The sequence below is a fragment of the Aliiglaciecola sp. genome (assembly GCF_039982535.1).
Taxonomy (GTDB): domain Bacteria; phylum Pseudomonadota; class Gammaproteobacteria; order Enterobacterales; family Alteromonadaceae; genus Aliiglaciecola.
On the sequence record NZ_JBDWYG010000069.1, the window covers coordinates 83,146 to 108,539 of the forward strand.

24 protein-coding genes are annotated in these 25,394 nt (G+C 42.2%); 16 read left to right on the forward strand and 8 right to left on the reverse strand.

Annotated elements, in window-relative coordinates; genetic code table 11:
• Positions 1–11: 11 nt before the first annotated feature.
• The 3 genes from ABJV04_RS18965 to ABJV04_RS18975 form a co-directional block, all read right to left on the reverse strand.
• Positions 12–938, reverse strand: coding sequence for a BadF/BadG/BcrA/BcrD ATPase family protein (locus ABJV04_RS18965; protein WP_348493174.1), 927 nt, complete (start codon positions 936–938; stop codon positions 12–14).
• 26 nt (positions 939–964) lie between these two features.
• Positions 965–2,596 carry a phosphodiester glycosidase family protein gene (locus ABJV04_RS18970; protein ID WP_348493175.1) on the reverse strand — a complete coding sequence of 544 codons (1,632 nt, stop codon included), beginning with the start codon at positions 2,594–2,596 and terminating at the stop codon, positions 965–967.
• Positions 2,597–2,706: 110 nt separating this feature from the next.
• Positions 2,707–5,430: a TonB-dependent receptor gene (locus ABJV04_RS18975; protein WP_348493176.1), complete on the reverse strand. Its 2,724-nt coding sequence runs from the start codon at positions 5,428–5,430 to the stop codon at positions 2,707–2,709.
• A 326-nt stretch (positions 5,431–5,756) separates the two neighbouring features.
• On the opposite strand from ABJV04_RS18975, the gene ABJV04_RS18980 reads away from it, so the two are divergent.
• From ABJV04_RS18980 to ABJV04_RS19015, 8 genes are all read left to right on the forward strand, one after another.
• Positions 5,757–6,896, forward strand: coding sequence for an ROK family transcriptional regulator (locus ABJV04_RS18980; protein ID WP_348493177.1), 1,140 nt, complete (start codon positions 5,757–5,759; stop codon positions 6,894–6,896).
• A 155-nt stretch (positions 6,897–7,051) separates the two neighbouring features.
• Positions 7,052–7,498: a hypothetical protein gene (locus tag ABJV04_RS18985; RefSeq protein WP_348493178.1), complete on the forward strand. Its 447-nt coding sequence runs from the start codon at positions 7,052–7,054 to the stop codon at positions 7,496–7,498.
• Between the two features lie 132 nt (positions 7,499–7,630).
• Complete coding sequence (locus tag ABJV04_RS18990) at positions 7,631–7,975, forward strand: helix-turn-helix transcriptional regulator (protein ID WP_348493179.1); 345 nt, start codon at positions 7,631–7,633, stop codon at positions 7,973–7,975.
• Positions 7,969–9,288: a type II toxin-antitoxin system HipA family toxin gene (locus ABJV04_RS18995; RefSeq protein WP_348493180.1), complete on the forward strand. Its 1,320-nt coding sequence runs from the start codon at positions 7,969–7,971 to the stop codon at positions 9,286–9,288. The genes ABJV04_RS18990 and ABJV04_RS18995 overlap by 7 nt, the downstream gene beginning before the upstream one ends.
• Before the next feature lie 60 nt (positions 9,289–9,348).
• The gene (locus ABJV04_RS19000) at positions 9,349–11,013 is read left to right on the forward strand and encodes an FMN-binding glutamate synthase family protein (protein WP_348493181.1); all 1,665 of its coding nucleotides are present in this window, start codon (positions 9,349–9,351) and stop codon (positions 11,011–11,013) included.
• Between the two features lie 17 nt (positions 11,014–11,030).
• A complete protein-coding gene (locus tag ABJV04_RS19005; RefSeq protein WP_348493182.1) occupies positions 11,031–11,918 on the forward strand; it encodes an NAD(P)-dependent oxidoreductase in 888 nt (295 codons plus the stop codon).
• A 304-nt stretch (positions 11,919–12,222) separates the two neighbouring features.
• Positions 12,223–12,909: a hypothetical protein gene (locus ABJV04_RS19010; RefSeq protein ID WP_348493183.1), complete on the forward strand. Its 687-nt coding sequence runs from the start codon at positions 12,223–12,225 to the stop codon at positions 12,907–12,909.
• Positions 12,910–13,113: 204 nt separating this feature from the next.
• Positions 13,114–13,497, forward strand: coding sequence for an MAPEG family protein (locus tag ABJV04_RS19015; protein WP_348493184.1), 384 nt, complete (start codon positions 13,114–13,116; stop codon positions 13,495–13,497).
• Positions 13,498–13,564: 67 nt separating this feature from the next.
• On the opposite strand, the gene rluB is transcribed toward ABJV04_RS19015, so the two are convergent.
• From rluB to ABJV04_RS19040, 5 genes are read right to left on the reverse strand one after another with little or no spacing between them, the layout of a single operon-like run.
• On the reverse strand, positions 13,565–14,422 hold the full coding sequence (gene rluB / locus ABJV04_RS19020; RefSeq protein WP_348493185.1) for a 23S rRNA pseudouridine(2605) synthase RluB: 858 nt from the start codon (positions 14,420–14,422) through the stop codon (positions 13,565–13,567).
• Positions 14,422–15,090: an SMC-Scp complex subunit ScpB gene (gene scpB, locus ABJV04_RS19025; protein ID WP_348493186.1), complete on the reverse strand. Its 669-nt coding sequence runs from the start codon at positions 15,088–15,090 to the stop codon at positions 14,422–14,424. The genes rluB and scpB overlap by 1 nt, the downstream gene beginning before the upstream one ends.
• On the reverse strand, positions 15,078–15,917 hold the full coding sequence (locus tag ABJV04_RS19030) for a ScpA family protein (RefSeq protein ID WP_348493187.1): 840 nt from the start codon (positions 15,915–15,917) through the stop codon (positions 15,078–15,080). Before ABJV04_RS19030 ends, scpB begins: the two co-directional genes overlap by 13 nt.
• 13 nt (positions 15,918–15,930) lie before the next feature.
• The gene (locus tag ABJV04_RS19035; RefSeq protein WP_348493188.1) at positions 15,931–16,551 is read right to left on the reverse strand and encodes an L-threonylcarbamoyladenylate synthase; all 621 of its coding nucleotides are present in this window, start codon (positions 16,549–16,551) and stop codon (positions 15,931–15,933) included.
• Between the two features lie 28 nt (positions 16,552–16,579).
• Positions 16,580–17,425: a PHP domain-containing protein gene (locus ABJV04_RS19040; RefSeq protein ID WP_348493189.1), complete on the reverse strand. Its 846-nt coding sequence runs from the start codon at positions 17,423–17,425 to the stop codon at positions 16,580–16,582.
• 402 nt (positions 17,426–17,827) lie between these two features.
• On the opposite strand from ABJV04_RS19040, the gene ABJV04_RS19045 reads away from it, so the two are divergent.
• The 8 genes from ABJV04_RS19045 (at position 17,828) to arfB (ending at position 25,261) form a co-directional block, all read left to right on the forward strand.
• Complete coding sequence (locus ABJV04_RS19045; RefSeq protein WP_348493190.1) at positions 17,828–19,426, forward strand: anthranilate synthase component 1; 1,599 nt, start codon at positions 17,828–17,830, stop codon at positions 19,424–19,426.
• The gene (locus tag ABJV04_RS19050) at positions 19,423–20,025 is read left to right on the forward strand and encodes an aminodeoxychorismate/anthranilate synthase component II (protein WP_348493191.1); all 603 of its coding nucleotides are present in this window, start codon (positions 19,423–19,425) and stop codon (positions 20,023–20,025) included. Before ABJV04_RS19045 ends, ABJV04_RS19050 begins: the two co-directional genes overlap by 4 nt.
• Positions 20,026–20,027: 2 nt before the next feature.
• A complete protein-coding gene (trpD, locus tag ABJV04_RS19055; RefSeq protein ID WP_348493192.1) occupies positions 20,028–21,056 on the forward strand; it encodes an anthranilate phosphoribosyltransferase in 1,029 nt (342 codons plus the stop codon).
• Positions 21,057–22,439: a bifunctional indole-3-glycerol-phosphate synthase TrpC/phosphoribosylanthranilate isomerase TrpF gene (trpCF, locus tag ABJV04_RS19060; RefSeq protein WP_348493193.1), complete on the forward strand. Its 1,383-nt coding sequence runs from the start codon at positions 21,057–21,059 to the stop codon at positions 22,437–22,439.
• Positions 22,440–22,518: 79 nt separating this feature from the next.
• Positions 22,519–23,700, forward strand: a complete 1,182-nt coding sequence (trpB, locus tag ABJV04_RS19065) for a tryptophan synthase subunit beta (RefSeq protein ID WP_348493194.1) — start codon at positions 22,519–22,521, stop codon at positions 23,698–23,700.
• Entirely contained in the window at positions 23,697–24,503 is an 807-nt protein-coding gene (gene trpA / locus ABJV04_RS19070) for a tryptophan synthase subunit alpha (protein WP_348493195.1), read from the forward strand. Before trpB ends, trpA begins: the two co-directional genes overlap by 4 nt.
• A 25-nt stretch (positions 24,504–24,528) precedes the next feature.
• Positions 24,529–24,828, forward strand: coding sequence for a YciI family protein (locus ABJV04_RS19075; RefSeq protein WP_348493196.1), 300 nt, complete (start codon positions 24,529–24,531; stop codon positions 24,826–24,828).
• Positions 24,829–24,838: 10 nt separating this feature from the next.
• Positions 24,839–25,261, forward strand: a complete 423-nt coding sequence (gene arfB, locus ABJV04_RS19080) for an alternative ribosome rescue aminoacyl-tRNA hydrolase ArfB (protein ID WP_348493197.1) — start codon at positions 24,839–24,841, stop codon at positions 25,259–25,261.
• Positions 25,262–25,394 lie beyond the last annotated feature (133 nt).

Below are 25,394 nucleotides of genomic sequence, written 5' to 3' on the forward strand. Positions count from 1 at the left end.
AAAACTCTTATTTATATAACTGTTGATAAAGATTCATCTGCGCCCAAAGCTTGTATATTTTGCCGCGCAAAATATACAGCTCCCACCTCTGGCGTCGATAGTGGTGCAGATAGTGCATTTTTCAATCCATTGCTTAACCAAGGGAAAAGTGATCTTCCCAAACCACCTATTAAAGAAATTCTAGGAGGATTAATGCTCATTAACTTCTCAGCCATAGCTGAAATATAATCCGCGCCTTCATGGGCAATGGATATGGCAATTTCGTCCCCAGCGTCAGCTGCAATGAATACACAATTAGCCAGTTGAGCAAAAAATGATGCTGGTTTACCTGCAACTTTCTCTGTGAGCTCTTCGCTATTTTTAACATTAAGTTGACGTTGCATAACCTCAACAAGTTGTGTTGTTTTACCTAAACCATCCAGTGACAGCAAAACTTGTTCAACGGCCCTTAAGCCAAACCATGCACCGCTGCCTTTATCGCCCTGGGGAAAACCATGTCCGCCTAATATGGTCGATGTTTGATTCACATAAGAAAATCCACAGGAACCCGTTCCGGTAACTATGACCGCTCCGTCTCCGCCGTTATGAGCCCCCAAACTTGCAATCAATAAATCCGTTGCTAAAAAAATTTGTTTGAAAGGATGCTGCCAAGACATAATCGTTTTGTAATGATTTGGTAGGTTTACACCGGCAAGACCTACTCCAACGGTAATATTTGCCAGTTCACTGGGTGCAATCCCCGCTTGCTTTAGAGCCATAAGAGCACTGTTTGTAATCGAGTCTTTAGCTTGTTCTAAACCGTAAACGGGGTTTCCAGGTCCTGCAGTACCTTCGCCTAAAACCACATTATCTGCCGACATCAATACGGCTTTGCATTTTGTACCACCGCCATCAATTCCCAAAATGAGGGAACCATCAGGTTTTGCGTTATTTTTCAATGTATTTTTTAATCCCGTTACCACTTCTAAACCTTTTTATTCGCCGTAAATAGCAACGCTTCAGCGACTGCCCTTTCTCCAGTACTATCCGATGGTCTGCCTGTTATATGGCCATTCACGACCATTACGCTAGAACCGCCACCATCAAGATTGATCGCTTTTTCAACACCTAACTCCAACATAAGCTCTGCCATTTCAGTAATGGATGCGCCTATACTTTTAAATGGGTCTCGTCCATAAACCACCACCACATATACTTCGCCGTTATCTGTGACACCCACAGCTGTGCGAGGGTGGCGCTTTAACACCCAGTTTTGATAAAAGTTGACTCGTTGGTTTAACGCCGAGGTTTCAGAAATACCGTCTCGCTCATCAATAGCGGCTGTGCCTTCTTGGATAGCCCTCACTCCCCAACCTTGACTGCTTCGCTGAGAAACAGGTTGTTTGCCATCAATTAACAACGTCGGTCCACCGTTAATCACGTAGGTACCCTTGTTTAAAGTCAGTACGCCTGAATCACTTATTATCTGCTCAGCGATAGCCACTTGGGCTTTAGATGACACTGTCTTTTTTAATGGTGTCGCTGACTCACCGGTAGCAATAACAAGACGGTGCCCGATGGGTAAAACCGCTGACTGGTTAGGTAAATCAAAATAAACAGAATTATTTTCATCTACAAAAAAGTGAAATTCGTTATGACTCAAAATCCCAGCGAGATTGCCAAAATAATGATTGTAAACAATGATTTCATTGGGTTTATGACAAACAAAATCGTGTATTGCCAGCACGTTTGGATGACTGAAACCACAGTTAAATATTTTTCCTGGTAAACGATTAATGCCATCCACATGAAAGACCTTGTCCGCAACGGACAAACTTATCTGAGAATGCACATTATTTATAATATCAACGGATAATGCAGGTTGATTGTTGATCACTAATGCAGGTCTGCCAGCTACAGCCTCACTCACTAATGTGCCATCGACGACGGCTAAACCAGCCACATCACCAATGACTCCTTGGCTTGAATTAAATGCAAAAAATCCACCATTCACTGCAGCAAGTGCTTGTTTTCTTGCCGCTATTGAAGATGTTTTTTCAACACCTGATATTTGTTGCTTAGCCAAATTGGAAGTTAAACTGCCAGAATATGCAGTTGGCACCAACTTAAGAATACTAATCTCTTGTTTACCCTCACCACCACTTCGTTGGCTAGAGTGTGAGGGACGCAATTGAAATCCACTTGCTACAAGTTGTTGTTGCATTTTTTGCGCATCAGCTAATGTATTAAACTGACCTAATGTGATTAATTTGCCTAAATCACTGCCATCAGGTCCTTGTTCAACCAGATCTACCTGTTTCGCTTCCAAAGTGTCAGCGGTTGATTGGTGATCCAGTGTTGATAAATAGTTGTTTAATTTCTCAACCAAAACTTCAGCATCGCTTGCAGATAACACTGAACTGCTTAACTCAAAGTATCCAGACAGCTCACCTCTTTGTACATTGAAGTAGCTTAGTCCAGGCGCAATGACTTCTTGAGTTGCACCTACAAATGATGCAGGCAAGCCCGTCAATGTTTGCGTTGGATATGAACAGCCATTGACCAATAAAGGGCAAGCAATGACAAAGCATCTTATTGAGAAACCGAACATAGACATGATATTTCACTCGGTAAGAAATGTTAGCTTAGAGTTGATAGTGTAGATTGCTATGTTGATAGGTTTAAGCAAGGAGCATCTTTTGATGCTCCTTAACCTAATTTTCGTGTTTAAAACGAGTATCTAGCACCAACAATAAATCTTCTATCGATTTGGGCAAGATCGTACGGGGTATTTTGAACCGAACGATTCACTTCTTGCTCAGTTAACAGATTTAATCCTTGCACCTGAATTTGTAGCGCTTCAGTCACATTGTAACTAGCGGAGAAATCAAGCTGTCCATACTCTTCTTGCCATTGAGGAATACCCGCAGTTGAAGCAAATTCCACTAAGTATTCATCACGCCATGTGTATGACAGTCTGGCGTTAAAGCTAGGAACATCATAATACAAGGCTAAGTTGTAACTACTTTCTGACAATCCAGGTAAACCGGAGTTACGTACATCACCTTCATCTGAATATTGAGCAGCACTATCAATCATTGTGTAGTTTGCCAACAAACCAAAATCGTCTAAAGACTCACTGATGAATCCCAGTCTAGATTGATAAGCTAACTCTATACCCGTAATAGTTGCACCAACGCCGTTTGCTGGTTGGGTAAAGATAATAGGACCACTAACAATCACACCATCGCTTTGTCTAGGAAACTCTCTAATTTCTGTAGTCGATGAGGTATCGATGAAACCATCTAAATCTTTATAGAATATATTGATCGCTGCCACTGCTTCACTGGTAAAGTACCACTCAAAACCAATGTCATAGTTATCCGCTGTAAACGGTTGCAGATCTGGGTTACCACGAGAACCAAGACCGCCCCCTTCATCAATTCCGTTAAAGCTTTCGAATGCAGCCAATTCACCCAACGCTGGACGCGTTAAACTCTTAAAGTATGCAGCACGCACAACCATATCGTCATTCAGCGCATAACGTACATTCATGTTCGGTAAAATCTCTTGATAATCACTTTTCAAACTAACGGGGGTAAACGCATTCACATCTGAGGAGTCTGTAGTTACTTGTGAATCAATGGTTTGCAATGTTCTAACAAAACGCAAGCCAGTGCTTAATGTAACACTTTCACTTACTTCAATATTTGCCTGAGCATAGGCTGCAATAGTTTGTTCTTGCAATTCAAAGCTGTTGATTAGCTCAAAAGGTTCGTTTACATCTTCGTATAAACCGTCAATGGGCGTGCCATCAGCACTAAAGAAAGTTGATAGGATTTGCGCAGGATCACCACCAATTAACGTAGAAGGAGCAAAACCAGCACCATCTACATTAAAACGGTCTAGTGGAGTATATACATCCGCTAAAGTGGGTAAATCAGTACGGCGGTTTAGAAGAGTAACACCATCTTCTAAGAAGGTTTCCGCTCTAATATCAGATCGAGTTTGGTGTTGTTGCAATTCTCTATCAGTAAAACGCATACCAAAGTCAACTTTCATCATATCGCCGTTGTCGTATTCAAAATCCAACTTCAAGGTATTGTTAGAGTCTTTTGTCTCCAAAGGACGACGAATGAATACGTTAACAACAAATTCTTCAGGGTTGCTAGCAAAATCAGTATCTGGGGTAGACCACTCTAGATAGTTGTCACGCATAATGTAACTTACATCAGCTGGGTAGAAATTGCCGTCTGCCTCCATTCTACGAAAGGAAAACAAGTCATTACTGTTAGTCTTTTCGCGGCTAAAGTGGCCAATATAAGGCGAAAATTTCAAGCTATCAGAGATGTGCCAATCTGCACTTAAAGTGAACTGGTTAACTTCTTCGTCAATTGCCTCTTGTCTTGCACCAACACGTTGTTGTACACCAGTTAGGGTAGCTTGAGTCGCTACACCGTTTTCAATGACAGTGTTACTAACCGCAGTAATATTACTCTCAGAGGGCGCATCTAGAATGGTTTCTACTCGATCACCATCGATTTTACCAACAAGTGCTCTTGCTTTAATATCAAGGTCATCATTAGGACGCCATTGCAGACCTAAAACAGCACCTAGGGTTTCACGTTCCTCAGAAGTGTAACCAAAACTTTCGATTCGAGGATAAAGTGCGTCCAATTGCTCTTGAGTAGGACCACCTTCTTCACCTACGTCAGGTCCGGCCCATACGGAAGATAAAGGACTATGGCTACTGCCACGTACTTCGTTATTTTGCATATCTGTATCTGAGTAGACCAAAGCGGCATTAATACCGAAAGTATCATCCCAGTTTTTATTAAATACTACTGACGCTTTAGGGCTGTTTGTGCCCGTATTATCACTGTAGTTATTGTAAACAGACACATTGAGTACTTGGTCTTTGGTCGCTAACGGGTCTGGCGTATAAAGAGAAACACTTCCTGCAATGCCCCCTTCCACTTGATCAGCCGTTACTGATTTAGATATTTCTACACTGTTAAATAATTCAGCAGGAAAGATTTCGAATGAAAAACCACGAGTTCCATCACTACCACCAGCCAACATGCCGTTAACTTCCGTCGAAGTGAATTCAGGACCAAGACCACGTAAGTTTATTGCAGTCCCTTCACCGGTAGGGTTTCGGTTTAAGGTAACACCTGGTACACGTTGAATCGCTTCAGACAAGTTAGCTTCAGGAAACTTACCAATATCTTCAGCGGTAATAACATCAACCACTTTATTGGCGAATCGTTTTTGATTTAGGGATTTTAAAAGGCTACCGCGCACACCTTTTACGGTAATGGCTTCAATATCACCTTCGCTTGACTCTTGGGCGTAGAGGTTAGCAGACGCGCTGCTTAACATGCCTAAGATTACTGCAGTGGAGATCTTACTGAATTTAATTCTTTTGGGAGTAACAAGTGTTCTGCTCATGAATTTTCCTCAATGTTGACAGTGTATTTATAGTTATTAATTACCACTCTGGTAATTAAACTAGCGGAACCTTGGGTAAATTGTCAACAATTAATTACCACTGCAATACTTAATATTTGATAAATAAATTAGCAAAAAACATAATATTTATATTTTTCAGTAATTTACTGTTACACGAAAAAACCTAAAAATGCCTTGAACGGCTATATTCAGTAAACTTAAATATCAATATGGTAATTAAGTAACCATATTGGTATTCTACTTTGATGGATGTTTTTGATTATCAACGTTGAAATCTGTCATTTACATCCCCCAAGGAGATATAAGTGCACAGCCAACAACCAGTCAGTTCTATTTCGTCTATTGAAAAACAATTAAATAGCAGTCACAAAAAAGTGATTGAGAATATTCGCAGAAATGGAAAAGCTACCCGTGCAGAAATTGCTAAATCAACGGGGTTATCAAATCAAACCTTAACTCGATTAACTAAACACCTCATATCCTTAGGCATAGTGGCTGAACATTCTAAAATCGCCGGCCAACGAGGCCAGCCAGCGACCTATTTGACCTTGCAACCAGGGATTTTTGCCAGTGTTGGTGTCATATTTGAACACGATAGAGTTGTGGTGTTATTGGATGATCTTGACCGCACGAACATTGTTAGATTTTGCCAAGATGGTACTTTCCTATCTGCTGAGTTGGCAATTAAAGCGGCGATAGCCATGCTTGATAAACTGTTTGCTGAACTGAACCCTGCCATTAATGTTTTGGGAATTGGTATTTCTATCTCTGGCTTTTTTACTGACGTAGAGGGGCGGATCTGCTCACAACAAGATCCTCAAGGCTGGTCAGTGGTTAATTTCCAAGAAACTTTTGCTAAAAAATACGGGCACCAGTGTTTTGTTGAAAATGATGGTAATGCGGCTTCAATTGGTTTTTCGTTAACCCAAAAAGGCGCAAAATTACAAAGCTTTTATTTAATGTTGTTCACCTTAGACATTGGTGGTGGCTTTGTTTTTGAAGGTGAAGTGGTTGATGGTGCGTTTGGCAATGCAGGGGAAATCTCCGCCTTGTTTAGCAGCGATAAATCGTTATTAAGACCTACCCTAGGTTCACTATACAAACACTTATCTGCCGTATGGGGGGAAGAAGCAACGCCTGAAAAAGTGCAGTCTGCAATAGACCGCCAAGATACCAGTATTATGTCTTGGGTCACTGCCTGTGTGGAAACCATGAAGTTTCCGCTAAAAGCCATTCAAAGTTTACTCGATCCCGAGGCCATAGTGTTTACCGGACGCCTTCCTAAAGAGTTACAAAAGCTATTGTCAGAAAAAGTGGTTGTGACGGGTCCATCATATGGCGACGTGTACGCTCCCACACCTAAAATTCACCTAGCTGATGGAAATGATATTCTAGAAAAAGGGGTAACCGCCATCCCAGCTTTTTACTTTTTCAAACGGGATTAATTTTTTTATTAAGGTGATTCAAATCACCAATCAACTTGTTTAGTTTCGCCCCTTATTCTACCCTTTAGGATAAAAATACCATCTTTAACTTTGTATTCAGCATTTACGCGGATGAGTTGAATAACAGTTAAACTCGAGAGAGTACACGGAGTCCAATGAAATTATGGGAACATGGTAATTACGTTGTAGGTAAATGCCGACAGGTTTTACTCTTTAGTGGTCGAGGCCCTTGGAATGATGAAGCCCTTGAAAAAGGGGTTGAAAATACTAGTTATGCTTCAGAATCTGTTGATCAATCTCGCCCGTGGGGACAGTTAAGTTGTTTGTACGGAGAGAGTTTATTTCCCCCCTCAACCTATGAGCTTTTCTTAGAGCAAACAAGAATGCGCAAAAATAATGGCATAAGGTCTATTGCCATTGTGATCCTTAATTCAGATATCAGTAATACGATTAGGCAGCAACTCTCTTCAGGTTATGAAACAGTAGGCGTTGATTACGCTTTCTTCGACTCAGTTGATGCCGCAATCGAATGGTTAGAATCTAAAGAGATTGATTTGGATGCCACTGAAATTAAAACGTTTTTTGAAAGTAGTAGATTATAATATTATAACAGCACAAAGTCCCAAAAACCGCACATTAAAAGAAAATACACCGCTAATGTAACCATAATAGAACATTAATATATATCTTGATAAAGTTACAATTTAGGAACATTATATAGGTAAAATCAAATAATGTTCCCAAAGGGCGACTTTAAGGCCATTATGCTAATTAAAGAAATTGTTTCAAATTTAGGCGAACGTCTCAAACAAGCGCGATTAAATGCAGATTTAACGCAGCAAGACATTGCGGATAAAACAGGCCTTTCCAGAAAGGTAATTATGCGTGCAGAAAAAGGTCATGCTCAGTTAGAGACTGTGGTAGCAATTTTAGTCGCATTGGGATTAAGTAAACAACTGGATCTGTTTATCCCTATTCCAACCGAATCCCCAGTTCAATTAGCCAAACGACAAGGACAAAAAAGACAACGTGCATCAGGCAATAATCCCCAACTGAAAAAAGGTGACCCAGCATGGTAAATGAAGTTGTCATGGTGAATTATCAGGATCAACAAGTTGGCGCTGTAAGTTACGATCCAGATAAACAGTTAGGCGCATTCGAATATACAACGGCATTTATTAAAAGCGGGATACAGTTATCACCGCTTAAAATGCCATTGTCAAAACAAATTTATACCTTCCCTGAAGCTGATTTTGCGGCCTTTAAAGGTTTGCCAGGATTAGTAGCTGACTCCCTACCCGATGACTTTGGTAATGCTGTTATTAATGCATGGGTTGCATCTCAGGGTAAGTCTCCCAGGGACATCACTCCCCTACAACGCCTAAAATATACCGGTACTCGCGGAATGGGCGCGTTAACGTTTGCCCCCGCTAGCCGTCATAAGAACCTCAATGCTTCGCAACAACTGGAGGTTGAGAATCTTGTAGAAATAGCACAAGACATAGTTAATCAACGCTCAGAATTTAATGTGTCTTTAAACCAACAAGGTTATGAGGACAAAGAAGCAATGATGGCGCTCATGTCAGTGGGTATGAGTGCTGGTGGCGCAAGACCCAAAGCTGTTTTGGCGTTTAACCAGGATTTTACCCAAGTGCGCTCTGGGCAAACTAATGCACCTGATGGGTTTAGTCATTATTTAATGAAGTTTGACGGGGTAAGTGAGCACAACAAGGATCAGGAAACATTTGGTGATCCTATGGGTTATGGCGCCATGGAGTATGTATACTACCTTATGGCCACTGCATGCCAAATTGAAATGATGCCTTGCCATTTGCTCAACGAGGGAAAACGGCGACACTTTATTACCCAAAGATTTGATCGAATAGGCAATGATAAAGTACATGTGCAAACATTAAATGGACTTGCCCATGTTAGTTTTAAACAAGTAGGTATCTATTCTTATGCAGAGTTATTTGATGTTGCTCGTGAACTAAGGTTATCGGCTAAAGAAGCAGAGCAAATATTCAGAAGAATGGTTTTTAATGTTGTGGCTCGAAATCATGACGATCATGCAAAGAATATTGCGTTTATGTTTAACCATGAACAACAATGGACGTTAGCACCGGCCTACGACCTTGCCTATAGCTATAAGCCAGGTAGCAAGTGGGTAAATAGTCATTGGATGTCAATAAATGGTAAGCGCGACAACTTTGCTAGAGAGGATTTTTACGCCTTCGCTCAACTCAGTCCCATATTCAACAAGCGAAAAGTTGATCGGATAATAGATGAGGTCGTAGAACAAGTGTCACAGTGGCAATATTTGGCTGTTGAACATCATGTGCCCAAGACACTCATTGAAGAAGTGCAATCTAATCTTAGGTTATCGTTATAAAATAATTCACGGAGCACTAACGCAATATCAGTAGTGGTTTTGTGATCAACGGGGAAAATTATGCGACTAGCATTTTATGTTTTTTGTTTTTTAAGTTGGGGGTTGATAATTCTAGCCAGCAATTTATGGTGGGCCTCCATGTGGGGATTAGTGATTCTTATCCCCTTAACTATTGTTGGTTTTTACGATATTTTTCAAAGCAAACACGCATTGCTTCGAAACTTCCCTATCGTTGGTCACGGACGATGGTTAATGGAAGATATCAGACCATTCTTGCGGCAATATTTCTTCGAATCAGAAACCAATGGCGTGCCAGTCAACCGTATGTTTCGCTCTGTTATATATCAGCGCGCAAAAGGCCAACTTGACTCCCTTCCCTACGGAACCAAATTACATACACAAAACGTTGGCTACGAATGGATAAGTCACTCAGTGGGTGCCATTCATTACGATGAAAAGCAACCAGAACCGAGAGTGACCGTGGGTGGCCCAGATTGTAAACAACCATACCAAGCTAGTGTCTTTAACATCTCAGCCATGAGTTTCGGCTCTTTAAGTGCCAATGCTATTCGCTCTTTAAATAAAGGCGCAAAGATAGGTAACTTTTATCACAACACTGGAGAAGGAAGCGTTAGCCCTTATCATCTTGAAAATGGTGGCGATCTGGTTTGGCAAGTAGGTACAGGTTACTTTGGATGCCGAGATGACCAAGGTAACTTTAATCCCGAAGCGTTTAAACTAGTTGCCAACAAAGAATCAATTAAGATGATTGAAATTAAATTGTCACAAGGCGCTAAACCTGGTCATGGTGGTATTTTGCCTGCAGATAAAAATACCGCTGAAATAGCACGAATAAGATTAGTCGAACCTGGAACCCGCGTCGACTCACCTCCTGGACATAGTGCTTTCTCTTCTCCCCTTGAAATGATGGACTTTATTCAACAATTACGGGATTTGTCCGGTGCAAAACCCGTTGGGTTTAAGCTTTGTATTGGTCAAAAGAGTGAATTTGTGGCCATGTGTAAAGCCATGATTAAAACCGGAATAAAACCTGACTTTATTACAGTTGACGGCGGCGAAGGTGGCACAGGTGCGGCGCCTCTAGAATATTCTAACTCAGTGGGAATGCCCCTTCGCGAAGCCCTTGTTTATGTTTGTGATATTTTGCAAGGTTTCGATCTCAAAAAAGATATCAAAGTCATAGCGAGTGGGAAAACCTTTACAGGCTTCCACGTGGTTAGAAATATCGCAGTAGGTGCAGATATATGTAACAGCGCACGAGGAATGATGATGGCATTGGGGTGTGTACAATCGCTAGTTTGTAATACCAATCAATGTCCTACTGGTATTGCCACACAGAATAAACATTTAGCCAAGGGGATCGTGGTTGAAGATAAAGCGCAAAGAGTTGCTAGATATCACCAAGAAACCGTTCACGCGACCTTAGATATTGTTTCCTCTGCTGGCCTGTCAGATTACGGTTCCATCCATCGTGGCCATATCTATCGACGCACCAGCCAAACAGAAATAAAACGTTATGATGAAATTTACCCTAGCCTAGTGACAGGCTGTTTATTAACAGATGATTACCCAGAGCAGTTTAAAAAAGAAATGCAGGAGTCTTCGGTAGATTGCTTCATGCCTAAAAGTTATGTTTTAGAGTCCAGTAGCGGCCTAAAAACAAAAACTGCTGAAGAAAACCAGACTAGCGCACAACGCGCATAAATTTAAAAGGAGTTCCAATGACCAATCAAAATCATTCTTTGAATATTGCGTTTTTAGGCTTAGGCGTCATGGGCTTTCCTATGGCAGGCTATTTAGCTAATGCTGGCCACAAAGTGACCGTTTATAATCGTACCCCTAACAAAGCGGAACTTTGGTTACAAGAATTTAAAGGTGACAAAGCCAGCACTCCTGAAGCGGCAGCAAAGGGCAAAGATGTGGTATTTGCCTGTGTCGGTAACGACGATGATTTACGAGAAGTTACTATCGGTGACAAAGGCGCATTTAATAGCATGGGCACGGGAAGCATTTTTGTTGACCATACAACCACCTCCGCATCTGTGGCTCAGGAGCTATCTCAGATAGGCAAGTCTAAAAACATTGGTTATGCCGATGCCCCAGTTTCTGGTGGGCAAGCTGGTGCTCAAAGCGGATCCCTCACGGTGATGATAGGTACTGAGCCAGAGATTTATCAAAAAATAGAGTCTCTAATCCGTTGTTACGCCAAAATGCAAAAGTTATTAGGCCCTGTTGGCAGCGGCCAAATGGCTAAAATGGTTAATCAAATTTGTATCGCAGGAGTCGTGCAAGGTTTATCTGAAGCATTACACTTTGCTAAACAAAATGGTTTAGATGCAGAAGCTGTAGTAGAGGTCATTTCCAAAGGCGCTGCGCAATCTTGGCAAATGGATAATCGTGCAAGCACCATGTTAGATAACCAGTTTGATTTTGGTTTTGCCGTCGATTGGATGCGAAAAGATCTCGGTATTGTTTTAGACCAAGCTCGGGTATCTAACGCACACTTGCCGTTAACCGCATTGGTCGATCAATTTTATAGTCAAGTGCAAGCTAACGGTGGCGGCCGGTTTGACACATCTAGCTTAATCACCTTGCTAGAGAAAAACTAACTCTTAACAACACGTAAGATAAAACTGGCCTTTTGTTTTTGGGGTGCTGTCATCCAACTATCAAGTTTTTGATAGTTGGATGATGACACTGGCCAACCGAGCTCTTTTTAACCTGTAGCGAAAATCACTAAGCTCTTTAGTTATTTAACTAATATATTGTTATTTTGCCTAATAATATGAATTTTTTCATTTCACCAAACAAAATACATTAATAAAATCAACATGTTAAAAACATGGCCTGAGTTCTGCAACTTCTGCTAAAAATAACACTCAAACTATCAAAATTATACTTACTAGGAATTTTATGTTAATCGCCAAGCCATTAAAAACACTTTCACAAGCAATAATCGCCAGCTCAGCAGTGGTAATTTTGTCAGGTTGTATTATTCATGTTGGAGGCGGAAGTAACGATACCTCAAGTGGCAATAGCGTAAGTAGCGTATTTGGTGGTTTAGAAGTCTCACAAGGTAAGCATGTTTCTAATGTAAGCTCCGTAAATGGCAGCATCCAATTACACGATGACGTTACAGCGCGCACGGTCGACACGGTTAATGGCAGTATTGAAATGGGCGAATACGTATCTGTTCAAAATGCCACAACAGTGAATGGTGACATTTCTGCTGAACAACACTTTAGCAGTGCCGGAGTTGTCAAAACCGTTAACGGCGATATTAGTTTACAAGCTTTTTCAAACGTGGCTGAAGATGTTGAAACCATCAACGGTGAGATAAAGTTAAATGGTGTTTTAGTAGAGGGCTCTGTTCACACTCATACTGGCGATATTCTGTTAACCAATAATACCCAGGTACTTGGTGACATTATCTTTCATAAAAACAATGGCAACAATAGCAACCAGTCGGTTCCCACATTGAGTATAAAACACAGTGCTACCGTAAGCGGACAAATCATACTGTATCGTGAAGTTGAGCTAAACATTGATGATGCTCAATTACTAAACAAAATTGAATTTCAATTCGACGACGAAAAATAAGTTAATTTTATAACTGTACCCAATGTCATTCCCGACTATTCGGCCGCTCTATACTTCTAAGTGTGAGCGGCCTTTTTTTATTTATCCTTTTAGTGTTTGTATAGCTGCAAGCAAATAAAAGTGAATGAATATCAGTTTGTTTGATCGAAGACGATAATGTTAATGTAAAAACCGATACAACATTATCTGTTACTTGAGAACCCTATGAACACCATAATAATCTGTTTAATTATTGCCACTATAATGCCTATTTTATTCAAAGCACCCTTAGCGTTTGCACAAAATAAAATGGGGGGATACGACAACCGAAACCCGAGAGAACAACAAAGTAAACTCACTGGTTTTGGTGCAAGAGCACGGGCGGTCCATGAAAATAGCTTTGAAGCATTGATGATGTTTATTCCTGGCGCATTAACTGCCCTGATCACTCGAAATGTGGGTGACATCCCTCAATATTTAGCCATTGGATTTGTTGTTTCACGTTTGATCTATGCTATTTGTTATTGGCTAGACATTCATGTACTGAGAAGTGTGGTGTGGTCAATAGGCTTAGCCTGTTCGATTGGTTTACTGATTATTTGTTTGTAAATTACCCTGCTTCATAAAAAAAGCACCTACGACTTGAATCTATAGGTGCTTCATCGCGTTTAAAAGACTACTTTCGTCTTTTTAAGTTTTTATTAAGTTTGTGCTTTTTAACTGAGCGGCGCATGCGGCTGATACGCACATGGTCGAGTTTATTGCGTTTTTCATTGATCAAACTTTCAGTTTCATTAGGTAACTGTACTGATTGACGCAAAGGGTTCAAATCTTCTAAGGGTAATTCAATCCACCCCCCTTGAGGTAGACGTTTTTGCAGCTCTAAACCGCCGTAGCTTACTCTGATCAAACGGCTTACTTGCATGCCCTGAGATTCCCATAAGCGGCGTACTTCGCGATTTCGGCCTTCAGATAATGTCACGCTAAACCACGAGTTTAGACTTTCATCATCGCCAGGACGTCGTCTTATAGTGGTAAATTTAGCCACACCATCTTCAAGCTCTACGCCTTTTTTAAGCTGTGCTATGACTTTCTCATCCACTTCACCGAATACGCGTACTGCGTACTCTCGTTCAATTTCATGTTTAGGGTGCATTAAACGGTTGGCCAACTCACCATCATTGGTAAATAATAACAAACCACTGGTGTTAATATCTAATCGCCCCACCGCTATCCAGCGACCATTGGCAATTTTAGGTAAGCGGTCAAATACCGTTGCCCGTCCCTCAGGATCCTTGCGGCTACACAACTCTCCTTCAGGTTTATTGTACATTAGCACACGGCAAACGGGCTTTTCTTGGGCCACGGTTAATATCTGGCCATCCACTCTAATCTGATCGGTAACTTCAACACGATCCCCCAAAGTAGCGACATTGCCGTTTACCGAAATACGCCCCTGCTCTATCCATTTTTCCATCTCACGACGGGAACCTTGACCAGCGTTAGCTAGTACTTTTTGCAGTTTTTCACTCATTAATGTAATTGCTCTTTATTGGGTCCTAGGTCAGCCAAATTTGGCGCTGAATCTTGAGACACTGTATCTGATTTCATTTGTTCAGCCACCGCTTTTAGTCGCTGTTCATCTTGTTGTTTCTGCTCCAATTCTGGAAGCACATCAATACTTTGCATGGGTGGCAAATCAGCTAAACTTTTCACCCCAAAATAATCTAAAAAACCTTTAGTAGTCGCGTAGAGCGAAGGTCGACCTGGCACTTCTTTATGACCAACCACTTTAATCCACTCTCTTTCAGTTAAGGTCTTAATAATATGGCTACTCACTGACACCCCACGCACATCTTCTATCTCCCCTCGGGTGATAGGTTGTCGATAGGCAATTAAAGACAGTGTTTCCAAAAGCGCACGTGAATAACGTGGGGCTTGTTCTTGCCATAATTTACTTAGCCATGGACTCAAACTATCCAACGATTGAAAGCGAAAACCCGATGCCACTTCAATCAGTTGAATACCACGAGGCGCATAATCCAAGGTTAACTCAGCAAGGGCAGCATCAAGCTTTTTGTTAGACACTCTCAAACCATCCAGTACCGTGGTTTGCAACTTTTCCTTGCTCAATGGCTGGTCGGCAACAAAAATGGCTGCTTCAACAATTTGCTTCAATTGTTCATCGGTTAACCTTGCCATGCATCCTCTTCTGTTTCTCGTAGCTTTAGATGTATCTGACTAAAGGGTTGTGCTTGCACCAATTCTACCAAACTTTCTTTTACCAGCTCTAAAATAGCTAAGAAAGTCACCACCACTCCAGCTTTCCCTTCGGAAACTAAAAATAAGGTTTCGAAACCAAGAAAATTGTTTTTATTTAACAATTCTAAAATTCTGCTCATACGCTCCCGGGTCGACAACACTTCCCGTTCAATTTGATGATGCTCAAAGGCTTTGGCTCTTTTCATCACCGATTGAAACGCCAGTGCTAATTCTTGCAGATTGACTTCTGGCTGTATTTTTATCGGTGCTACTTGCTCGTTCGGCTCGGCACTGGCACCAAATAGATCCCTTTCCATTCGCGGTAACGCATCCATTTCTTGCGCTGCTAATTTTATCGCTTCATATTCCTGCAAACGCCGTATCAATTCAGCTCTGGGATCGTCTTCATCCTCATCAGCATCCGCTCGCTTAGGTAATAATAGCCTTGATTTCACTTCAGCTAAAATGGCCGCCATCAATAAATACTCAGCGGCTAGCTCTAACTTAATTTCTTTCATTACCTCAACATATTCCATGTATTGTTGGGTAATTTGTAATATCGGTAAATTAACAATATCGAATTTTTGTTTGCGTATTAAATACAAGAGTAAATCGAGTGGCCCTTCAAAGGCCTCTAAAATAACCTCTAACGCATCTGGTGGAATATACAAATCTTCCGGCTTATCAATCATCGCCTCGCCATTCACAAAGGCAAGTGGCAATGGTTGTTGAATGGGAGGCTTGTTCGGTGTTGACTCTTGGGTCATGGGTTAATTCGACTTAACCAAACACGCTAGTGTCGCCACTGCCTTCACGAATAATATCAATTCCGCCTTCAGACATGTCGATTACACTGGTGGGTTGCTCACCTAAGTAACCACCATTAATGATTAACTCCACCTGACGTTCTAATTTGTCTCTAATATCTTCGGGATCAAATTCAGCTTGGGTTTCGCCAGGTAAAATTAAAGTGGTCGACATTAAGGGTTCGTCTAGCTCTTCCAACAATTGCAAAGCGATAATGTTATCGGGAACCCGAATACCGATGGTTTTTCGTTTTGGATTCTGTAAGCGCTTCGGCACTTCTTTTGTCGCTTTTAGGATAAAAGTATAAGGCCCAGGGGTATTATTTTTAATTAATCGAAAGGCGGTATTGTCTACCCGAGCATAATTCGACAGCTCAGACATATCACGACACATGAGTGTGAAATTATGTTGTTTGCCAATTTGCCGTATACGACAAATTTGCTCAAGGGCAGACTTGTCTTCCATTTGGCAACCAATGGCATAACCAGAATCAGTGGGATAAACTATCACACCACCGGATCGAATAATTTCACAGGCTTGGCGTAATAACCGTTGCTGAGGATTATCGGGATGTACATAAAAATACTGGCTCATAAGTTTCCGTTACTCTACTAATTTACGACTATCTTTCTGGAATATTTTTCCAATCATGCCACACAGGGGTTAAACGCTCTGAAATGGCTAAACTTTTACCTAACTCGGTCCAGCGGCTTGGATAATGGAAATCCGAACCCGTAGACGCTAATAATTGATGCTCAATGGCTAGTTCCACCAGCAATTCTCTTTTAGCTGCCGCTAAATGCATATGATTGGCTTCAATTCCATCACCACCAGCTTCACTAAATTCTGCCACTAACCGACGTAACCATTTTGCGGTCATATCGTAATGACCAGGATGAGCTAAAACAGCCTGACCACCGGCTTCTTGAATCCAAGTCACGGCTTCAGGAATAGTTATCCACTCTGGTTTTACATGGGCTTTTTTGCCCTTACCTAAATACTTTTTAAAGGCTTCATCCAGGCTCGATACCACATTTAGTTTAACTAATGCTTGGGCAAAGTGAGCTCGGGTGATTTGTCCCACTCCAGCAAGACGTTTTGCAACTTCGTACACTCCTGGCACACCCGCCTTGTCTAATTTATGGGCGATTTTTTGTCCTCGCAGCTCTCTGCGTTGACTTTGATTGTTTAATCGCGCAAGAAACTCCGCGTTGTTGTCATCCACATTCAAACCAACTATGTGGATGTCAAAACCATGCCAGCTAGTTGACAACTCAACACCAGCAATCACAGTTAGTTGCCGTTTACATTGTTGCTGATGTTGTTTTAATTCTTGTACCCCATTAACCGTATCATGATCGGTTAATGCCAGCACATCCACTTGCATATTGTGAGCACGATCTAACAGCTCTTGGGGAGTCAGTCGACCGTCTGAATAACTACTGTGGCAGTGCAAATCTATTTTCATGGCTTCTATCATATAACGCTTTAATTAGGCAATTTTAAACTTTTTATCGTCCGATGTATTGACACAACGAGCGAATTGTTTTCTTCTATAAGGGTACTGGCGTTATTATATGTTAAACGTCAAAAAATATTCAGGTTAAATCCCTTGGGAGTTGAATAAATCCCTAAAAAAGACCCATAATAGCCTTAATTAAGGCGAAATGATTGTTTACAGAGTGAAATAAGACAAATGACACATACAACTTTTTCCACAAATAGCAAAATCTGGTGGTGGCACATCCCTAACTAGCGGGCTGTGAGTGTTTGTGTGTAGCAAATAATTATTAAGAGGCCCGTTTATCGGGCCTTTTTCGTATCTGCCCGCAAACGCGTTAACATTAAAATCAAACTTGAGAAGTAAAACATGAGTTTAACTCAACTAAGTGAAAAACCTGGAATTGCCGAAACCATTGTTAAACATGGACCTTATGTAGCCGATCCACTCAGCGCCTACCAACAGTTATGCAAAAGTAAAACAAATACGTTATTACTTGAGTCTGCGGAGATTGACAGCAAGGATAATTTAAAAAGTTTAATCTTGCTCGATGCAGCCCTAAAGTTAACTTGTCATGGGCATACAGTACTTATTCAAGGGCTAAACGACAACGGGGCCTCTGTGTTGCCATTGTTTGAAGAGCATCTTCCTGATGGTGTAATCGCCACCCCAGACGCCAAAAATAACGCCCTTACATTGACCTTTTCCATTCCCGATGCAAATCTTGATGAAGATGCTCGTTTAAAAGCACCCGCGGTATTTGATGCGCTGCGCTTAATCGTCAAAAATATTCATTGTTTGCGCCAACACCCACAAAATTTGTTCCTAGGTGGCGCGTTTGCTTACGATTTATTGGCCAGCTTTGAAACCCTACCCGATGTGCCTGACAGCGAAAATACCTGTCCCGACTTCGTGTTTTATCTAGCCCAATCTTTATTGGTTATCGACCATCAACTGCAAACCACAGAAGTTATCAGTACCGTCTTTAGCGGCAAAAATGTAAGCAGTAGCTATTTTTCTGTCAATCAACAATTAGAAGAAACCATTAGCCATTTAAACCAACTCGATACGCAGTCGGTTCAGCCCACTCCCACAGTCACTGACATGCAGTTGGAAGTGGATAAGTCAGACGAAGAATACAAACAAGATGTGTTGAACCTTAAAGAACATATCTTGGCTGGAGATATTTTCCAAGTTGTTCCCTCGCGCACCTTCAAATTACCTTGCACCGCCCCATACGCTGCCTATGCAAATTTGAAGAAACAAAATCCAAGTCCCTATATGTTTTTCCTGCAAGATGATGATTTTTGTATGTTTGGAGCCTCACCAGAGTCCGCTTTAAAATACGACAAACACAGTAATCAGGTTGAGATTTATCCCATAGCAGGGACTCGCCCAAGGGGCAAACATGCCGATGGCAGTATCAATGTAGATTTGGATAGCCGCATTGAACTTAATCTGCGTGAAGACCAAAAAGAAAAAGCCGAACATTTGATGCTTGTGGACTTAGCGCGAAATGACGTAGCCAAAGTTTCCCAACCCGGTACTCGCTTTGTAAAAGACTTGCTAAAAGTTGACCGATATTCCCATGTAATGCATTTAGTTAGTCGTGTGGTAGGCCAATTAAGAGACGACTTAGATGCCCTACACGCCTATGCAGCCTGCATGAATATGGGCACGCTAGTTGGCGCGCCTAAGGTCAGTGCCGCTTCGCTCATACGTGAAGTAGAGAAAAAGCGCCGAGGCAGTTATGGCGGCGCAGTCGGTTATATCAATGGCAATGGCGACATGGATACCTGTATCGTCATTCGTTCAGCATTTGTTAAAAATGACATTGCCTATATCCAAGCCGGAGCTGGCGTGGTTTACGACTCAGATCCTCAATCTGAGGCTGACGAAACCCGTGGTAAAGCACAAGCGGTGATTACTGCGATTGTTAGTGCCCATACTAAGGAGAAGCATTTATGAGCCGTCCAATAAGTGTGTTCCTACTCGATAATTATGATTCTTTTACTTACAACCTTGTTGATGAGCTTCGTGGCATGGGAATGGATTTAATTATTTATCGAAACTCGGTTTCGGCACAAATGATCTACTCTCAGATGCAACAAAAAGCCCAAGATACAGAAGTACTATTACTATTGTCACCAGGGCCAGGTGAACCATCGCAAGCCGGTTGTTTGCTGGAGCTGATTGACCTGATAAAAGGCCAATTCCCAGTGTTAGGGATTTGTTTGGGCCACCAAGCCATTGTGAAATCCTACGGCGGAAAAGTTATTCGTGCAGAACAAGTGATGCATGGCAAAGCCTCTTATATTGAGCATGACAATAGTCCCCTGTTCTCAGGTTTATCCAACCCATTGCCAGTGGCGCGTTATCATTCTTTAGTGGTGAGTGACATTCCTAGTGAATTAAATGTCATTGCCAACTTTGAAGGTATTCCCATGTGTGTGTATCATCCTGCCGATAGAATGTTGGGCTTTCAATTTCACCCTGAATCCATTTTGACATCCCACGGCAGTCAACTTCTTGAACAAAGCATTCGTTATTTAACGCAAAAGGCATAAACATGACTATCAATACTCTTTCCCATTTGGAATCGCTATACCTCGGTCAGGATTTATCGCAACAAGACTGCGAAGCCCTATTCTCAATGGTGGTGAAAGGCGAATTAAATGACATCGTTATTTCATCCATGTTAACTGCCCTGAAGATAAAAGGTGAAAAGCCTGCGGAAATTGCCGGTGCAGCGGCGGCATTAATCAATAATGCAGCGCCCTTCCCTCGTCCTGATTACCCCTTTGCAGATATTGTAGGAACCGGAGGAGATGGCCACAACACTATTAACATTTCCTCAGCAGCAGCCATAGTCGCCGCGAGTTGTGGAGTTAAAGTGGCAAAACATGGCAATCGCAGTGTCTCAAGCAAATCAGGTTCCGCTGACTTGTTTCGAGAGTTTGGTATGGATCTCAGCATGAGTGCGCAAACAGCAAAAAACTGCCTCGATGATGCAAATTTATGTTTCCTGTTTGCTCCCAATTACCATGCTGGAATTAAATTTGCGATGCCAGTCAGAACCACCTTAAAAACTCGGACTTTGTTTAATTTACTTGGCCCCTTAGCAAATCCTGGCAAACCAACTCATATGATGATTGGCGTGTACGCCCCAGAATGGGTAATGCCATTTGCTAAAACCCTAAAATTATTGGGTTACGAACACGCCCTTGTAGTCCATGGCAGTGGCTTAGACGAATTAGCTTTACACGGTCCGTCGCAAGTGGCAGAGCTCAAAAATGGGGAAATTAACCAATACACTGTCACCCCAGCTGATTTTGGTTTGCAACAACACTCCCTAGAAAGTATTAAAGGCGGTGAGCCGGAAGAGAATAAGGCATTGATCGAAGCGGTATTAACCGGCAAGGGTCAGATTGCCCATCAATCGGCAGTTGCCATGAATGCGGGCGCACTGTTGAAATTAACCGGTTTAGCATCCACTTATGAACAAGGTGCGGAGATGGCAATCGAGGCCATGCAATCCAAACAGTCATTAAATACCATATTAGCGGCCGCCGAGATCAGTCAACAAGGAGTCCAGTAAGTGGCAAATGTACTAGAAAAAATAGTCGCCAATAAACGAGAAGAATTGGTGCAACGAAAATTAGATCTGCCGCTGTCATCCTTTAAAGACTCGTTGACGCCTTCAGATCGCAGCTTTTACCAAGCCCTATCGCAACCGAATGCGGGCTATGTACTTGAATGCAAAAAAGCCTCTCCCTCAAAAGGGTTGATCCGAGACGATTTCAATCTCGATGATATTATTGCCGCCTATGGTCCCTACGCTGCCTGTATTTCAGTATTAACCGATGAAAAGTATTTTCAAGGTAAGTTTGAGTACCTAGAGTATGTTCGTGCGCGGGTCAGCCAACCGGTATTAAACAAAGATTTTTTTGTCGACCCTTATCAAATATATTTAGCCCGGCATCACAATGCTGATGCGGTATTGCTGATGTTATCAGTGCTTAATGATCAAGAATATGCTCAACTTGCTGCCCTAGCCGAACAATATCAACTCGATGTTTTAACGGAAGTCAGTAATGAAGAAGAAGTCCATAGAGCCCTAGCTCTAGGCGCGAAAATCATTGGCATTAATAATCGTGATTTACGAGATTTGAGCACTAATTTAGCCACAACTGAACGCTTAGTTCCCCTAATTAAACAGAGTCAGCACCAATGTGTAGTGATATCTGAGTCGGGAATTTATACCACTAAAGATGTGCGCAGACTTGCCCCCCTAGTCGATGGCTTTTTGGTTGGCAGCTCTGTCATGGAAGAAGACGATGTTACCAACGCTGTTAAAAAGCTAGTTTATGGCGATGTCAAAATTTGCGGGATAACCAAGGTAGAAGATGCCCAAGTCGTCGCCAGCAGTGGTGCAACCTTTGGCGGTTTAATTTTCGCTGAAAAATCCCCACGGGCTATCACCCTTGAGCAAGCAAAGGAGATTGTTGAAGCTATCCCTTTCCATTATGTCGGGGTATTCGTAAATGAAACCATCGACACTATTGTAGAGTATGCCAATCAGTTAAATTTAGCTGCAGTGCAATTGCACGGCAACGAAGATCAAACTTTTATTGATAACTTGCGTACTCAATTGGACAGCAAATGTGAAATTTGGAAAGCATTTGGTGTGACAGATACCTTACCTGCGCTAGATTTAGCACAAGTCGATAGATTTTTACTTGATTGTAAAGTGGGCGAGCAAACCGGCGGCACGGGACAACAATTTGATTGGCAATTGTTATCCCAATTACCAGATAACAATAATGTGATGTTAGCTGGCGGGCTGAGTCCTCAAAACATTCAACAAGCCCGAGCAACTAACGTATTAGGGCTTGATGCTAACTCAGGGGTGGAAACTGCCCCAGGCATTAAAGATCAACAAAAGATTAGCCAATTATTTGATCTATTGCGGCGCTATTAAAGTTTAATTCAACACCAGTTGAATACTAGCCCAAAGACAAATAATCACGTTAAACAAATATTATAGATAAGAGAGCAACATGAATCACTTAGACAGTAAATTTGGCGAGTACGGGGGTATGTATGTACCAGAATTGCTCATACCCGCATTAGATCAACTCGAGCAAGCCTTTATCGACGCACAAAATGATCCTAGTTTTGTGGAAGAATTTAATGGTCTTTTAAAAGACTATGCCGGTCGTCCAACCTCCATGACCCTGACCAAAAACTTGGTGAGCAACCCTAAGGTCAAACTGTACTTGAAGCGCGAAGACTTGTTACATGGCGGTGCCCATAAAACCAATCAAGTATTGGGCCAAGCGATTTTAACTAAACGTATGGGCAAAACCGAAGTTATTGCTGAAACTGGCGCGGGTCAGCACGGCGTAGCCACGGCCTTAGCCTGTGCATTAATGGGCTTAAAAGCACGGATTTACATGGGTGCCAAAGACGTAGAACGTCAAGCGCCAAATGTGTTCCGTATGCGTTTGATGGGTGCAGAAGTCATTCCCGTAAATGCCGGTTCAGGTACTTTGAAGGATGCCGTTAATGAAGCTATGCGTGATTGGTCTGCCACTTACGACAAAGCCCATTATTTACTTGGTACTGCTGCCGGACCTCACCCTTTCCCTACCATCGTACGTGAATTTCACCGTATGATTGGCGAAGAAACCCGTGCTCAAATCATGGAAAAAGAGGGTCGTTTACCCGATGCGGTTGTGGCGTGTGTAGGCGGTGGCTCCAATGCCATAGGTATGTTTGCTGATTTCATTGATGAGCCTAGTGTACGTTTAGTGGGTGTAGAGCCTGCTGGTAAAGGGATCCACACACCAGATCACGGTGCAGCCATCTGTACAGGTAGCAAAGGTGTATTACACGGAGCCTACAGCTATATCATGCAAGATAACGACGGACAAATTGAAGAGTCTTATTCGGTTTCCGCGGGTTTAGATTACCCAGCCGTAGGTCCGCAACATGCTCATTTACATGATATTGGTCGCGCAGAGTACGCAGCTGTAACTGATGATGAAGCCTTAAATGCGTTTCAATTACTTGCCCGTAAAGAAGGAATTATTCCAGCCCTTGAGTCTTCCCATGCCCTCGCCCATGCCTTAAATATGGCAGATGAAGCAGAAGAGGAAACCATTATAGTGGTGAACCTATCTGGCCGAGGTGACAAAGATTTAGCCCACGTTTACAACATTTTGGGAGAACAAGAATGAGCCGTTATGACAACATGTTTGAACGCCTAAATAAGGATAATCAAGGAGCCTTCGTGCCCTTCGTGATGTTAGGTGATCCAGACAAAGAAACCTCATTTAATATTATTAAGACCCTGGTAGAAAGTGGAGCCGACGCCCTAGAGTTAGGTATTCCTTACTCTGATCCTATTGCCGATGGTCCCACTATTCAAAAAGCCAGTATTCGCGCCCTAGACAATAAAATCACTCCAGCAGATTGTTTTGAAGTGATTAAACAAATTCGCGATATATTTCCAGAGGTTCCCATTGGCCTGTTGTTATATAGCAACCTTGTGATTAAAAAAGGCTTGCCTGAGTTTTATCAAGCAGCGAACGCTGCCGGTGTTGACTCCATTCTAATTGCCGATGTGCCTCTTCGCGAAGCACAACGATTTATCGACGTCGCTGAAGCCAACAATATTAATCAAATATTGATCGCGCCGCCTAATGCCAGTGACGAAACCCTTGCAGAGATTGGTCATAAGTCCACGGGTTACACTTATTTACTCGGCCGAGCCGGTGTTACAGGGGCAGAAACGGCCGCGACTATTCCAGCTGATGAATTAATTGCTAAGCTAACTCAATACAAAGTAGCTCCGCCATTATTGGGCTTTGGTATATCAAAACCTGCACAAGTTACTGAAGCGATAAGCGCAGGCGCTGCGGGTGCCATTTCCGGCTCTGCCACGGTCAACATAATCGAACAAAACCTGGATAATCCGAGTAAAATGATCGAACAACTGGCAAGCTTTGTCTCTGACATGAAAGCGGCTACCCATAAATAACTGATTTGATAAGAAGGATAATTCAATGTTGTATGTCATTTACGCTGAAGATGTAGCCAATAGTTTGCCGTTGAGACTAAGCGTCCGCCCGGCCCATTTAGAAAGGTTAGAGTCGCTCAAACAGCAAGGTCGTTTAGTGGTCGCAGGCCCCTGCCCGGCAATTGATAGCCCAACCCCAGGTGAATCTGGATTTACCGGTTCAGTGATCATCGCTGAATTTGATAGTTTAAGCGCCGCACAACAGTGGGCTGATACCGACCCTTACATAGGTGCTGGAGTATTTAAAAATGTTGTGGTTAAACCATTTTCACAAACATTACCCTAGGTAGCAAAACATGGCACGAATAGAGATAACAGAACACTTGAGCATATCAGACGATCAGTTTGATATGAGTGCTATTCGTGCCCAAGGTGCTGGCGGCCAAAATGTGAATAAAGTCTCCAGCGCCATCCACCTACGCTTTGATGTTAACGCCTCGAGCTTGCCGGAGTTTTACAAAACCAGTTTACTCAACAGCAAAGACAGCCGTATTACCAATGACGGTATCCTAGTTATCAAGGCGCAAAACTACCGTACTCAGGAACAAAACCGTGAAGATGCCATCACTCGGTTAGTTGAGATTATTAAAAAAGCCGGTGAAAAACCCAAGCCTAGGCGCGCCACCAAACCCACCAAGTCTTCCCAAATACGGCGAGTGGAAAGTAAGAAAAAAGCCGGAAAAACCAAATCCCTACGAAAAAAAGTCGACTTCGATTAACCGAATTACCCTAGACGAATTTCCCTAGACACTCATGCTTAATTAACGACGCCCAGATACACAGAATAACTATCTCTAGCTAACCGAACGTTCGTTTAGCTAAAACAACACCTCGCCAGTTTGTGCCATTCAA